Annotated in this window: 14 protein-coding genes and 2 pseudogenes; 2 read left to right on the top strand and 14 right to left on the bottom strand. The window is 32.8% G+C overall.

Annotated features, from left to right (window positions below; all coding sequences use genetic code 11):
• Window positions 1-20: 20 nt before the first annotated feature.
• The 10 genes from BV55_RS0107880 to BV55_RS0107835 form a co-directional block, all read right to left on the bottom strand.
• Entirely contained in the window at window positions 21-665 is a 645-nt protein-coding gene (locus BV55_RS0107880; RefSeq protein ID WP_029452287.1) for a corrinoid protein, read from the bottom strand.
• A gap of 217 nt (window positions 666-882) precedes the next feature.
• Window positions 883-1,563, bottom strand: coding sequence for a hypothetical protein (locus BV55_RS0107875; protein WP_029452286.1), 681 nt, complete (start codon window positions 1,561-1,563; stop codon window positions 883-885).
• A gap of 8 nt (window positions 1,564-1,571) precedes the next feature.
• Window positions 1,572-1,958, bottom strand: a complete 387-nt coding sequence (locus BV55_RS0107870; RefSeq protein WP_029452285.1) for a PTS sugar transporter subunit IIA — start codon at window positions 1,956-1,958, stop codon at window positions 1,572-1,574.
• A 93-nt stretch (window positions 1,959-2,051) separates the two neighbouring features.
• The gene (locus tag BV55_RS0107865) at window positions 2,052-2,918 is read right to left on the bottom strand and encodes a PTS system mannose/fructose/sorbose family transporter subunit IID (RefSeq protein WP_029452284.1); all 867 of its coding nucleotides are present in this window, start codon (window positions 2,916-2,918) and stop codon (window positions 2,052-2,054) included.
• A 2-nt stretch (window positions 2,919-2,920) separates the two neighbouring features.
• Window positions 2,921-3,709, bottom strand: a complete 789-nt coding sequence (locus BV55_RS0107860; RefSeq protein WP_029452283.1) for a PTS mannose/fructose/sorbose/N-acetylgalactosamine transporter subunit IIC — start codon at window positions 3,707-3,709, stop codon at window positions 2,921-2,923.
• A 23-nt stretch (window positions 3,710-3,732) separates the two neighbouring features.
• Window positions 3,733-4,221 carry a PTS sugar transporter subunit IIB gene (locus BV55_RS0107855; RefSeq protein ID WP_029452282.1) on the bottom strand — a complete coding sequence of 163 codons (489 nt, stop codon included), beginning with the start codon at window positions 4,219-4,221 and terminating at the stop codon, window positions 3,733-3,735.
• Between the two features lie 25 nt (window positions 4,222-4,246).
• A complete protein-coding gene (locus tag BV55_RS0107850; RefSeq protein ID WP_029452281.1) occupies window positions 4,247-4,927 on the bottom strand; it encodes a PIG-L deacetylase family protein in 681 nt (226 codons plus the stop codon).
• A 9-nt stretch (window positions 4,928-4,936) separates the two neighbouring features.
• Entirely contained in the window at window positions 4,937-5,875 is a 939-nt protein-coding gene (locus BV55_RS0107845; protein WP_029452280.1) for a GNAT family N-acetyltransferase, read from the bottom strand.
• Window positions 5,876-6,069: 194 nt separating this feature from the next.
• On the bottom strand, window positions 6,070-6,783 hold the full coding sequence (locus tag BV55_RS0107840; RefSeq protein WP_029452279.1) for a GntR family transcriptional regulator: 714 nt from the start codon (window positions 6,781-6,783) through the stop codon (window positions 6,070-6,072).
• Window positions 6,784-7,085: 302 nt separating this feature from the next.
• Window positions 7,086-7,979, bottom strand: coding sequence for a DegV family protein (locus BV55_RS0107835; protein ID WP_029452278.1), 894 nt, complete (start codon window positions 7,977-7,979; stop codon window positions 7,086-7,088).
• Between the two features lie 467 nt (window positions 7,980-8,446).
• Here BV55_RS0107835 and BV55_RS0107830 point away from each other — a divergent pair.
• Window positions 8,447-9,007 (top strand): annotated as a pseudogene (locus tag BV55_RS0107830) (cupin domain-containing protein); the annotation flags it as partial.
• A gap of 60 nt (window positions 9,008-9,067) precedes the next feature.
• Window positions 9,068-9,274, top strand: a pseudogene (locus BV55_RS15825) (cytochrome b5 domain-containing protein); the annotation flags it as partial.
• Window positions 9,275-9,343: 69 nt separating this feature from the next.
• Here the strand turns inward: BV55_RS15825 and BV55_RS0107825 are convergent.
• The 4 genes from BV55_RS0107825 to BV55_RS0107810 all read right to left on the bottom strand — a co-directional run bounded on the left by BV55_RS0107825 (window position 9,344) and on the right by BV55_RS0107810 (window position 13,458).
• The gene (locus tag BV55_RS0107825) at window positions 9,344-10,066 is read right to left on the bottom strand and encodes a ferritin-like domain-containing protein (RefSeq protein WP_029452276.1); all 723 of its coding nucleotides are present in this window, start codon (window positions 10,064-10,066) and stop codon (window positions 9,344-9,346) included.
• A 229-nt stretch (window positions 10,067-10,295) separates the two neighbouring features.
• Window positions 10,296-11,231 (bottom strand): mannose-6-phosphate isomerase, class I, encoded by a 936-nt coding sequence (gene manA, locus BV55_RS0107820; protein ID WP_029452275.1) that lies wholly within the window; start codon window positions 11,229-11,231, stop codon window positions 10,296-10,298.
• 521 nt (window positions 11,232-11,752) lie between these two features.
• Window positions 11,753-12,508 carry an ABC transporter permease gene (locus BV55_RS0107815; RefSeq protein WP_029452274.1) on the bottom strand — a complete coding sequence of 252 codons (756 nt, stop codon included), beginning with the start codon at window positions 12,506-12,508 and terminating at the stop codon, window positions 11,753-11,755.
• On the bottom strand, window positions 12,508-13,458 hold the full coding sequence (locus BV55_RS0107810) for an ABC transporter ATP-binding protein (protein ID WP_029452273.1): 951 nt from the start codon (window positions 13,456-13,458) through the stop codon (window positions 12,508-12,510). Before BV55_RS0107810 ends, BV55_RS0107815 begins: the two co-directional genes overlap by 1 nt.
• Between the last annotated feature and the right edge of the window lies 1 nt (window position 13,459).

Raw genomic sequence — 13,459 nt, 5'->3', positions numbered from 1 at the left:
AATCTTACCCCTTCTTTCAATTAACTTGCTACCATTAATTTCATTCTTTTTACGGCCTCATTTGCATCTACAGTATACGCATCTGCACCAATCTCATCTGCAAATCTTTGAGATATTGGTCCTCCACCAATCATTACTTTATATTTATCTCTTATATTATTCTCTTTTAACATATCTATTACAGATTTCATTCCCATCATAGTAGTTGTCATCAAAGTCGACATACATATGAAGTTTGCCCCTACCTCTTCCGCCACTGTGATGAAGCTTTTTAATGGAACATCTCTACCTAAATCATATACTTCAATACCTGCAGATTCTGTCATTATCTTAACCAAATTCTTACCTATATCATGTGTATCTCCTTCTACCACCCCAATGACTACCTTTATTGGATTAGCAGTAACGTCTACTTTTACATGTGGCTTTAATATATCAAGTCCTATGTTTAAGGTATCTGAACAAGTAAGAACCTCTGGAAGAAAATATTCATTTTCTTCATAAAGTTGTCCTACCTTATCCATGCCAACAACTAAACCTTTTGCAATTGTCTTATCAGCTGGTATTGAAAGCTCTAAAGATCTATTACATAGTTTCGCCACCAGATCATCTTCCATCTCTATTACAGCCTCACTAATTTCTTCAAATAGCTTCTCTTCCTTCATTGATACATCCCCCTTAACTTGCTAGACTTGTCAATTAATATTGTATATCCTTTGACAATAGTATACAAATAGGGATTATCTATGTGAAACCTTATTGGTATAGGATAAAATAAAAAATCAAAGTAAATTAGGTTAAGTATATATTTTGACTACCATTACCTCTTGATAAATGAGCTTCTAATTAAGTTAAAATAAGGTATGCAAAAAATTGCATACCTTATTTATAGTTTAATACAGACATATCTTTAAGAGCCTCTTCTACAATATAAAACCAAACTGTATTGTCAAGTAATTCTTTCGCTTGAAGTAAATAACTTTGTGTTTTCTTGCTATTTTTGTCAAAATAACTTAACTTTGCAAGTCGATATAGGGTTAATCCACGAACTATTCCTTCTTGATTCGCTTGAAGTTGCTCTAGCTCCTTAATTAATTTTGTATCATGCCTAATGTAAATGTCAAAAATTATTTTGCTTTCTTTATGTATGAATTGAGCTTGGTGTCCTTTTACTTTAGATAGAATATCCTCTATCTTATTAAATGCCACTTGAGCTTTGTCTTTTTTAGCTTGAGAACAATAATAAGATAATTTTTTCAAATTGTATTCTAACGTTTCACCTTTTGTCATTATCATTATATCTAATAATTTGATGATATTTTCAATTTTAAAATCATCTCCCAATAAAAGATATGCATCCAATTGAAATTGAAGTAAAGAACTCTTTTTATACAATATTTTTAACCTTGGGTTTTTTAGTAATTCCAAATATAATTTTGGATCATTTTGGATATATAATATTTTTTCCAATTCATTGGTTGTTTTTTGCCTAAGTTTATTTAATAATAAACTAATAATAAATATTACTATCAATATAATTGTAAAATAAATAAATTTATACATGGCATTGCCTATTCAGGAAACTTTACTAAAGCTGTCTTACTAGTTTCAATAGCACGATCTGCCCATTCCTCAATGGATAAATCACTCTCAATGCTTAATTCTATAAATGCCATTGTATTTAAACCTGCTACAGTATAATATTTTCCCGGATGATTTACACAAGCCATTGCAGCCACCCGAAATGGTGACGCCCCTAATAAATCACATGCAAATAAAACTTCATCGTCCTTAAAACTTTCTAATAAACTATCTACCTTTTTTTCTAAATCAGCTAAATCGTCCTCTCTAGTTAAATCAATAAAATACATATTTTCAGGTTTCCCAACAATCATATCTAAATTTTGTTTTATTCCTTCAGCATATCCACCATGCCCAATAACTACAATTCTTTTCATTTTAAATCTCCTTTTTAATAGAGACCTTAGTTACACTTAATATTAAGGTCTCTATACACTTTTTTGTTCTTATAATATGAGCTGATAATACAATTATGCGTAAAATCCTGTTAAATATCCAACTAAAGTGATTGCACATGCAATAACCAAAATCAATCCCATTAATTTAAGTGGAGACCACTTTTTCTTTGAATATAAATTGTAAACAGCTATTGTCAATCCTAAAGGTAAAATCTTAGGGAAAATCGAGTTAATAATTTTATCTGCATCAAAAATAACTTGATCTTTTAACATAGTACCAGTTGTAACATCTAATACATCTCTAACAATTTTAATTGGTAACGAAAAGTTAACAAAGGATGCTGTTAATGCACCAACAACAATCAACCCTAATATTGTCATTGTATCTGTTAATGTATCAAGTTTACCTGTTGACATAAATCCTTGCATGCCTTCGATACCTGACTTGTAACCTAATTTAAACAATTTCCAGCTTAAAATACAGGTTCCTATAGGATAAACAAGCATATAAACAACTGGTCCTAGCCATGCAGTTGTTTGTGATGTTTGTGCAATAGACAAACAAATTGTGAGTAATATTGGAATAATGGTTGCAACCCATAATGAGTCACCAATAGCAGATGTTGGCCCAATTAATGCAACCTTTACACTGCTAATCAATTCCGGTGTACATTCTCCATTAGCATTTGCTTCCTCTAAGCCACAGACAACTCCATTACAAATCGATCCAACTTGGCCTTCTGTATTAAAAAGTGTGATATGCCTTTTTAAAGCAGCAGATTTGTCTTCCTTTTTATCATATAATTCATCAATTACTGGAGCCATAGACTGTCCAAAAGCCATTCCTAACATACTTTCTGCTTGTTGTGAACATCCGTTCCAGAAAAACCAATTGAAAAATGATTTTTTAAGTGTTTTCTCACTAATCTTTTTTTTCAAAGCTATTCACCTCTCTTAGTGGCTAAATTTGAAATAGCAACGTAATACATAATTGAAACAAGAATTGCTACAACAGCAACCGCCATTGTGCTTAGGTTGAAATACGTAACAAGAATAAATCCAGACAAGAAGATTGCCCATTGATACTTTTCCTTTAATAGGAATGAAAGAATGATTCCCATTCCTAATGAAGCCATCATACCACCAAATACACCTAATGCCGTGGTAATCCAACCAGGTATAAGTGTGGCGAAATCAGCTTGTCCAGACGCCGCAGTCATAGATGTCAAAACAATAACCGCAGGAATAAAACGGCATGCAAATCCAATCAATTGCCCTAAAACAAGATTTGGAATATACATTTTTTTAGCCTCACCTGCTTCAGCATATTTATTTGCTATACGGTTTAATGGAAGGTTCAATACATATGAAACATTCCACATTATTTGTCCTACAAGTCCCCCAATACCAGCAAATACTACAGCTAAACCAATGATTTCAGTTGTACCTAATCCCTTTCCAAATACAAGCGCACCTGCTACACCAATATATGTGGCATAAGAAAGGTCCCAAGCCACAGCCCCACCTGGTGTTACATTCCCCATATACATAATTTGAAGTGGAATACCAACTAACATAGCAGTTTGCACATCTCCTAAAATTATCCCCACAACAAACGAAGCAACCAGTGGCCTTCCTAGAGTATACCAACCAATAGTGTTACCAACAATTGATCCAATCGATCCTAAATATACAAATAATGCAATTAGGATAATTTGACTAATTCCCATAATCCGCCCCCCTTTAATTTAATTTAAATTGACTTTTTAAATGATGCCCAACTTGTTTTTGTAGTACTAGGTAATTGTTGAAAACATACTTCTGTGCCTTTTAAAACTACATCATCTATAATTGATACATCATTATCACTTAAATAAAAGATTCCTGTTGCACCACTTACTTTATGAATTGTATCATCACGTTTTGCAATATTACCTAAAATAACAAATTCAGCATCTGCTATTTCTTCTTCAATAGCTGACAATTGACTTGGAAATTTCACAATTACTAAACGGTTACAATTTGCTTCTTTTGAAAGTATTTGTTTTGCCTCTTCAGTTGTTACAATGTGTGTTTTGTAGGTTGATGGAACCCCCATTGTCATAATTGATTTGAGTATTGGATTCTTTGCGTTTTCATCATCAATAGCGATTATTTCCTTAATTGAAAGTGTTGGACACCATGCAACAATTGTTTGACCATGAATTAATCTATCATCAACCCTTATATATGTCTTTCCCATTTTAATACTCCCTTCTTTTGTTTTCTTACCATAACTTATTTTCAATCAAGCTTGCATACATATAAGCAACCGTATAACCATTGTTATTTGATTCTATTTCACGCACCTTGCCAATTGTTGAATAGTATGACTTATATGGAAAATCATTAACTTCTCCACAAAAAACAGTATACTTTTCCATTGCTTCATACCATTGATCTATTTCATTTTGTTCAAGTTTAAAGTAAGCCTGAGGAATAAAGCCTATTAAATCCTCAAAGTTTTCGCCATAAACTAATTTAATAGGATTTCCTTTTTGACGTAATCGTTTTACCGCTGCAGTCACAGCATCATGTGTATTAATGTGACGGGGATGCATCGATCCCCTCCAATGGGTAATAACTAAATCTACCTTTTCATCAATAAAATATTGTTCCATTCTTGCAGAAAATTCATCTAATGGAGGCATATTGCTTGAAACATACCCAAGCCAAATTGTATCTCCATTCAATTTTTCAGCAGCACGTTTATTTTGATTTAATAATTCTTTTAAATACTTACTCTTCTCTTCTTCTGTGGCATTAGGATCTTCTAAACGCCCTTGTGTAACATGAATATATGTACAATGGGCTCCTTGTTTCGCATACTTTAGCATAATTGGGCCACCCAATATTTCAGCATCCAACGAATGAGCGCCAACACTTACAACTCGTTTTATTTCTCTCATAATTTCCTCCTAAATCCTTTTTTCATAATCTACATATGTTCTAAAGACTTTAACTCCATGTCTTTCATAAAATCTTCTACCAGGTTTATCTGTTGAAATAAAATACAAATGATATATTCCTCGTTTCTCCATCTCTAATTGCATAATATCAAATAAAATACCACCAATCCCGAAATTTCTAACCTCTCCTTTAACTCCAATTGGACCAAATCGCATAGGATTACCATCAATCATTCTCATACAAAACCCAACAATCTTTTGTTCAGAATTTAAAACTAGTAATATACAGTTTTCTGCATTATCATTCTGCATAGAAATCAATGCATTTCGTTTCCAACCTCCACCAAATTCGCTTTTTAAAAATTCAAGTAGTTCTAAGGCATATTTATATTCAAAGTTTACAAAATAAAACCCAGCTTCTTGTGCTTTAGATAATTTATCTAATGTTTCTTCTCCAAGCTTATAACCGTGTAAATCTTTACACATTGAATAACTTTCTTCACCTGCTTCATAACCCATTTTATCAAAAAATTTCATTGAACCACTGTAGGCATCTTTATCTACCCCTGGAAAGAAATAATTTGGGCTATATGCTCCAAGCGTTACTGTCTCTGCACCCATTGATTTTAATTTTACCTCAGCATATTTAACTAAGCTTTCTCCAATACCCTGTCTTTGATAATCTTGATCCACAAACATAACGTTAATCCATCCTCGAGTTTCCTCTAAGCCTCTTTCAAGATATGGGAACTTTCTTTTTGTTGCTAGTAAGAATCCAATTACACAATCATCTTCTACAGCTATAAAACAAAGATTTGTATCAAAATTGTCATCAAACAATGCTTGCTTACGAAATTTATTAACAATAATAGGATCAGCAATCAATGTTTTATTCCATAAATCAACTACTTCGCTTTCATAGATTTGACTATAATTTATTATTTTCATTTTCTCACCTCCTTGTTCATTCTATAATACTAATTACAATATGCTTATATATTATACTTAGCATGTTAACATGTTAACTTGTTTTAAGTATAACTTATTAATTAAATTTCTGCAAGCTTTTCATAATCTTTTTAATATAAAAAAAAGATGTCGCAAGATTTAATTTTTCACAAATCTTCTACATCTTTTCTAAACTAAACTTTTATATTCACGGTGACAGAATACCAAGCTTTATTAAAATAAGTTTCAGCATATTCAATTATTTCATCACACTCATTAAATGCAATTCTTTTAACAAAGAATGTATTTGTATTCTTTGTTATATTCATTAACTTCGCAATTCTATTATCATTAACTTCTCTTACCGAATAATTCTCATTTACCCAAGTAGGCACAATTCTATATTCCTTTAGAGTTTTATAAAAAGATTTGTTTTCATAAATCTTTTTAGCTTGATTAAGGCTAAGAATACGACTATCAACAAATGAACTTTGATAAGCAATGGGTTCATTATTAGCAATCCTTATTCTTCGAACACACACAATTGACTGATCATGTGGTATTTCTAGTATATCTGCAATTCTCGGATTTAAAATTTCTTCAATTTTGTCTACATTTAAGTCAATCTCAAATCCTTGTTGAACCAATTCATCACTAAAGCTAATTGAAGTTAAGCCACGAATCATCTGTTTTTTTGCAACAAATGTTCCTACACCTTGAACACCAACAACATATCCTTCATTGATTAAATCATTAAATGCTTTTCTAACCGTAATAGTAGATACATTGTATTTCTTTTTAAGCACAGATTCACTATCTACCTTATCACCTGGCTTTAATTCTCCTGACTTTATAAGATTTATTATATCCTGTTTAATTTGAAAATACTTCGCAACTTTATATCCCATAACACAATATCTTCTCCTAACATATTAACATACATACTAATAAGTATTATATCATACACTAAAAAAAAATGTTTATGTAATTTAAAATTAATAGTCCATATTATATTTAATATACTTGTGTGCACACTATTTTTACGTTTATTTTGAAAAAAATCTAAATAAGTTTAATCTTTATATATTAAAAGGACTAAGGGATTTATCCCAAAGTCCTATATCATTAAATAATATTTAATTATTATTTCATTACTAAACCTTAATATCATAATCTTTTAAAGTTAAGAATTAGTTCCTTAAGTCTTTTATTAATTTGAATTAGTTCGTTTATCTCCTAAAAAGAAAAGTGCTACAGTTCCAGGTCCTGTATGTGAACCAATTACAGTTCCAACGCTATTTATCATTACTTTGCCATCTAGATTTACAAACTTTTCCTCTACTAAGTCAGCAACCCTTCGAGCATCATCATAACATGCTGAATTAGATATAAAACATTTGCCAGAATAGTTAAGTCCGTCTTGTGCATGGGCTTCCATCATGTGCACAATTTCAGATATAACATGCTTTTTACCACGAATTTTAGTACGAGGAGTAAGCTTTCCATCATAACTCATATTTAATAAGGGACATATGTTTAGTAAAGTACCAACAGCTGCAGAGGTAGCTGATATACGACCACCGCGCTTATAATGTGTAAGATCCGTAGAGAAAAACCAATGATGAACATTAAGCTTATTTTCTTCTACAAAGCTATGTGTTTCTTCTATAGTTGCATTATTGTCACGCATATCAGCAGCTATATCCACTAATAGACCATAACCTGAGGATGCACCTAAGGAATCCACAATCTTAATTTTTCTTTCTGGATATTTAAGTAAAAGTTCTTTCATTGCTATGCGGGCTGAATTATATACACCTGATAAACCCGTTGAAAGAGAAATATGCAAGATATCCTTGCCCTCTTTTAAATATGGTTCGAAAAAGTTTATAAATTGCCCTACATTAACTTGGGAGGTTGTAGGCATAGCCCCTGAAGCTATTTTGCCATAAAACTCTTCAAAAGACATTGTTTGTCCCAAATCATCTGGATATTCCTCCCCATCAATATTGTAATGAAAACAAACAAATGGAATATTCCGTTTATTGAAGTACTCATAGGGCATATCCGCTGTGGAACAACAAGTTAAAATATAGTCAGACATTCTCAACACTCCTTTATATAATGTAATTATAATTGCTTTTTTATTTTTAAAAATTTACACACTAATTCTTTAAATTGTAACACAAAACTTTATTATTTGCTATCAAATATAGAATCAAAAAACAAGCCCACACACTTGCACCATCTTCTTTAAGCCCTTTTTAAAACCATCAACATGCCCTTCTATCTTATATTATCTTAAATACATTTTATACTGTAATTGTTATAACCTCAATATAGTTTTATCCGATGGCTACCATCCGTAACCCCCATATCCTCTTCAAGGTGGGAGATGACGGCTGCTACGCCCCTGGATAAGTTCTTCTAAGACTCAGATGGAGAGATGTATTCCTTATAAGCAAACTCCACCTGAGTCTAAGAATCACTTGATAATATAGCGACTAGAAGAACCTTATCTAAAAATTAATCATATAATACTATTGTAAATCTATGAAAGGAATGAGCAATATGTATAATGCTTATAAAACATATTCATGCCCTTATTACATGAATACACCACAATATAATTCAGACATAATGTATGATGCTTACAACTCCTATCGATGTCCCTATTTTAATAATACATCCATGAATAACTCTGACTTGTCTCAAAGACAATTAAAAGATTATGGTCCACAACCACTTGTAATTAATATCGAGGAGGCAACTAATCAAAACAATACTTTTCGTACTGCTTTATGGACAGGAAACTATTTGCAACTTACCTTGATGAGTATTCCAGTTGGAGGAGAAATAGGTTTAGAGATGCACCCTGATGTTGATCAATTCATACGTATTGAAGATGGTGAAGGCATTGTTAAAATGGGTGATAGAAAAGATTATTTGGATTTTCAACAAAGAGTCTCTGATGATTTTATTTTCATAATACCCGCTGGTAAATGGCACAATCTAATTAATACAGGCAATAACCCAATTAAATTATATTCTATTTATGCACCTCCTCAGCATCCACACGGCACAGTTCACCTAACTAAAGCCGATTCAGATGCAGCTGAACAAACCTACAACTACGATTTTGAAAATAACCAAAGATATACTAGAGAAACTAAGGAACTTACCTTAGAAGAACTTGCTCAATATAATGGCACTATGGGTAACCCAGCTTACGTAGCAATTAATGGAATAGTATATGATGTAAGTAATAATTCCAAATGGAGTGGAGGTACACATTACGGGTTAACTGCTGGCAAGGATTTAACATCACAATTTGAAAGTTGTCATGGAGCATCAAACAAACTATCTAATCTTCCTAAAGTTGGTATACTTAAAAAATAAATATAAGATTTATATAAAAATAAAATGTGATAACTTAAATACTAAGCTATCACATTTTTTTATGCTTTATTAATAGTAATATCTTGCCATCTTACTCTTTAGAAGCAATTCAGATGTACCATCTCTTTCCCACAGTTCAACTTGTTCTATAGCCTCCTGTGGATTCTTTCCAAGTCCAACAAGCACTCCTGATAATATAAATTCTTGATATAGATGTTCTGGATTAATTCCTTCTTTGGCTTCTGCTAAAGCACGATTTACTAATGGTGTTATATATCTTACCCAATCATCTGGTGTAAATTTAGATGTATCCTGTGCAGGATCTTTATCCATAGCCTTAGCATTCATGTTACTGTTTAAGGTAAATAGATAATTGTATTTTGAAGAATGTTTTATTTCATCTGTAATTATATCAAATAGTACATCTCTATAAGGTCCAATAGGTAGAGCGCTTCTGATATCCCTATACTTTTCTACTGCCCTTAACTCTCCAAATAAAGCTTTTTTAATACCCTCTATATAAGATTTTGGTTTTTCAAAGGCTTCTTCACCACCTGATGGTACTTCAACACCTGTGAAGTCTTTATAAATCTTTCTAAACAATTTATTATGTCTACGTTCATCATCCCTTATAGAAGTCAAAATATCTTTTTCTTCTGTAGTAGGAGCCACACTTATAAGATAATCATAAAAAAGTTCATCTTCTCTCTCACCTTGAACAGCCTTTTTTACGCCCTCAAGTGCCGTCTGTAATTGAGGACTATACATCATCTGATTATTTGCTCTTGGCATAATATACACTAAAAATTCCTCCTGAAATAATAATTCAACAATATAGTATATGCGTACATATATAAATGTGACCTTTCACTGACTGGTTTATCCAATGACTACCATCTGTAACACCCCTATGCTCTTCAAGGTGGGGTGGACTGCTGTTACGCCCCTGGATAAGTTCTTCTAATGATGACTATCTATATAACTTAACTAGAAATAACTTATATATTCTAAGGAATTTTCTTTAATTTGGATAGCTTTTAATGATTTCAAGTTGCCCTTTTATAGAATATTCACCTAAAGTAGCTGGAATTAAATAGCTATCACCTTTTTTAATTTTCTCTTTTGAATTTTTGAATATAATTTCCCCATTACCTTCTACACAAGTTATAATGAAAAACTTTTTCTCGTCACTCTCATCATTTAATTCCTTTTTTATATTATACTTTTCCATTCCAAAATATTCATTCTCACATAATAATACTTTAGAAAACCCTTCAAAGTCTGCTACTTCATTTTCAGAACAATTTATTGCTTTTAAATCAAAATTTATTACTTGTAATGACTGATCAACATGAAGCTCTCTCTTCCTACCATAATCATATACTCTATAAGTAATATCCGAATTTTGTTGTATTTCTGCAATTGTTAGACCTCCACCTATAGCGTGAACTAATCCACTATTAATAAGAAAACTATCACCTTTTTTAACTTCAATAATATTTAGATATTCCTCACATTTACCTTCTTTAATTGCCTTTGCAAATTCTTCTTTAGAACAATCTTTAGTTCCAATAATTAATTTTGCACCAGGTTTTGCATCTATTACATACCAAGCTTCTGTTTTACCATATTCATTTTCATATCTTTTAGCATACTCATCATCTGGATGAACCTGAACAGATAAGTTTTCCTCTGAGTTTATTAGCTTAAGTAATAGAGGGAATTTTTCTGTACTAACATCTGTGCCAACTAAAGAATGACCATATTCTTTGACAATTTCGTCGAAACGTTTTCTTTTAAGTGATCCATTAGCTACAATACTCATGCCATTTTTATGACAAGCTACATCCCAGCTCTCTCCAATATTTCCTTTTGGCAAGTTACACCTAAAGTCTTCAAAGTCTCTTCCGCCCCAAATCTTATCATAATATAAATTTTCAAATCTTATTGGATACATATCTTCACCTCATGAATTCTTTTGATTATACTTATACCTTATTTTATCATATGCTTACTTTAAATATAATGAAATGCTTGTACCTGAAATTTTCTGGTCCCCTGAGGAGCTCTCTATTGTCTATTAATTTTATTATTATATTCATTTTTATTATTCTTTTTATTATTATTCTTATTGTCTTATGTCCTTACAAGGGGGTTATATCTTTTTATAAGGGGCTTATGAGGGGCTTGTTTTTTTGTATTTATTTAAGTTTGTTTAATATATTTTTGTGGTTTTTAGTATGGAAATCAACTAAAAAAGCACTTCATTAAGTTTTACTTTAACGAAATGCTTTTACCTTGTAATTCACTAGACCTCAAAGGTGAGAGGGAGACTAAGTTACCCTCTTGCTATTTGCCATTGCTAATATTTGTGCTTAAGCGCAGTTTTCCATTTTATTCTACCCTGGGTTCCTTGTTAGGACATGCTTTGCTGGACTCACTTGCTTCAGGTAACCACTTTATCAGAAAATACGATGGTTATAAGCTTGTTTCCTTTTTTAATCTGAGTAATGCCCATGAAAAACTGATAAAGCACATAACCACCAGTAAAAGAAAGACAAGGATAACGTCACGGGCATCAATATTCCCCTGTAAAATCAAAGCTCGTAAGACGTTAATTACATGAGTAAATGGGTTTAAATTAATTGCAATTGCCAATCCCCCAGATAATCTGTCCGCCGGAAATAATGCCGTGCTTAGAAAGAAGATCGGCAGGATAATTGCGTTCATCACGGTTTCGTAAATGACTTCATTGGGAAGGCAAAGGCTAAGCGAATAAGTAAGTCCTGCCATAAAGAACGCTGTCATAAATACCAGCAAAGCAATTAGGAGCAATCCTGTAAACCCGGAAGCAATTTTTACAGAAAAGAATAGACTAACAATGCACATAATAGCAACTTCAATAAAAGTACATAATACTGCTTCTAATACTTGGCCGAGTACAATAGAACTTCTTTGAACCGGAGCAATCAATACCCGGTAAAAACTACCATCCGTTTTCATCAGGTAATTCATAATGCCGCTGCTACTGCAAGCTCCAAGGCTTACCAGTACAATAAGTCCGGGGAGAATAAAGGCAGTATAGTTCTTAATTCCAATACCCTGCATGGACTGCCCGGCAACGGCGCTATATAAAACCAGCCAAAGTATAGGTTGTAAAATTGTCATTATAATGGTGAAAGCATTGTGGAAACGCCACTTTACATTGCGCTGGAGTAAAGTAAAAACCCCCATCAACTCACCTCCTTTCCATCTTCGCCAGTTAGCTTGATAAAAACATCTTCCAAGGTAGGCTGGATAATTTCAATACCCAAGAAAGAAATCTCATGCTCCAACAGCCAACGGTTAGCTTTTTCTAAATCTTTATGCCCGTTTTTTAAACTGGTGATAATTTTATCATGGCGTAAATCCGATTCTTTCAGAGCAACAACGCTTTTTAACGGTTCAAAACAGTTTTTGGCTTCTTCTCTTGATAAAAAGCTAATTTTCAGCATATCCTGTCGCAAATATTCCCGGAGAGCATTCGGAGAACCTTGAATGATTTCTTTTCCGTTTTTCATAATGCAGATGGTATCGCTTAACTGGTCGGCTTCCTCTAAGTAGTGGGTTGTCAAGAAAATCGTGGTTCCAAAATCGTTTCTGATCTTTTTCATCATATCCCACATCGCCATGCGGGATTGAACGTCCATCCCAACGGTTGGCTCGTCCAAAAATAGCACTTTAGGATTTGACATCATATTGAGTGCAATATCGAGCCGTCTTTTTACCCCGCCGGAATAGGACGAAACAGGGTACTTCAAATATCGTTCTAACCCAAAGCAGGAAATTAATGTTTCCATACGTTTTTGTGCTTCCGGTTTCGGCACCTTATAAAGCTTACTTTGAAACATCATGTTTTCCGTGAGAGATAGGTGTGTATCAATAGACGTCCGCTGTGCTACGCAGGAAATTTTGGTTCTAATAGCAGCCGCTTCACGGTAAACATCTTTTCCAAACATGATTACGCTACCGGATGTCGGGCGCAGATATGTGGTCAGCACATTGATAAGAGTTGATTTTCCCGCACCATTTTGTCCTAAGAGAGAAAAAATTTCTCCCTCATTTACAGTCAAAGTAAGGCCGTTTAATGCCTGCACCCCGTTCTTATACTTTTTAACTAAATCTTTAACGCATATAGCAGCCATT

It is taken from the genome of Clostridium algidicarnis (assembly GCF_000703125.1).
GTDB classification, from domain to species: Bacteria; Bacillota; Clostridia; order Clostridiales; family Clostridiaceae; genus Clostridium_L; species Clostridium_L algidicarnis.
Note: the sequence above shows the minus strand (reverse complement) of the source record. Positions and strands in the feature narration are given on the sequence as shown.

Excerpts from the sequence above, each read along its gene's own strand:
- BV55_RS0107880 (WP_029452287.1), bottom strand. The coding sequence starts at position 665 with ATGAAGGAAGAGAAGCTATTTGAAGAAATTAGTGAGGCTGTAATAGAG.
- BV55_RS0107875 (WP_029452286.1), bottom strand. The coding sequence starts at position 1,563 with ATGTATAAATTTATTTATTTTACAATTATATTGATAGTAATATTTATT.
- BV55_RS0107870 (WP_029452285.1), bottom strand. The coding sequence starts at position 1,958 with ATGAAAAGAATTGTAGTTATTGGGCATGGTGGATATGCTGAAGGAATA.
- BV55_RS0107860 (WP_029452283.1), bottom strand. The coding sequence starts at position 3,709 with ATGGGAATTAGTCAAATTATCCTAATTGCATTATTTGTATATTTAGGA.
- BV55_RS0107855 (WP_029452282.1), bottom strand. The coding sequence starts at position 4,221 with ATGGGAAAGACATATATAAGGGTTGATGATAGATTAATTCATGGTCAA.
- BV55_RS0107850 (WP_029452281.1), bottom strand. The coding sequence starts at position 4,927 with ATGAGAGAAATAAAACGAGTTGTAAGTGTTGGCGCTCATTCGTTGGAT.
- BV55_RS0107845 (WP_029452280.1), bottom strand. The coding sequence starts at position 5,875 with ATGAAAATAATAAATTATAGTCAAATCTATGAAAGCGAAGTAGTTGAT.
- BV55_RS0107840 (WP_029452279.1), bottom strand. The coding sequence starts at position 6,783 with ATGGGATATAAAGTTGCGAAGTATTTTCAAATTAAACAGGATATAATA.
- BV55_RS0107835 (WP_029452278.1), bottom strand. The coding sequence starts at position 7,979 with ATGTCTGACTATATTTTAACTTGTTGTTCCACAGCGGATATGCCCTAT.
- BV55_RS0107825 (WP_029452276.1), bottom strand. The coding sequence starts at position 10,066 with ATGCCAAGAGCAAATAATCAGATGATGTATAGTCCTCAATTACAGACG.
- manA (WP_029452275.1), bottom strand. The coding sequence starts at position 11,231 with ATGTATCCAATAAGATTTGAAAATTTATATTATGATAAGATTTGGGGC.
- BV55_RS0107815 (WP_029452274.1), bottom strand. The coding sequence starts at position 12,508 with ATGGGGGTTTTTACTTTACTCCAGCGCAATGTAAAGTGGCGTTTCCAC.
- BV55_RS0107810 (WP_029452273.1), bottom strand. The coding sequence starts at position 13,458 with ATGGCTGCTATATGCGTTAAAGATTTAGTTAAAAAGTATAAGAACGGG.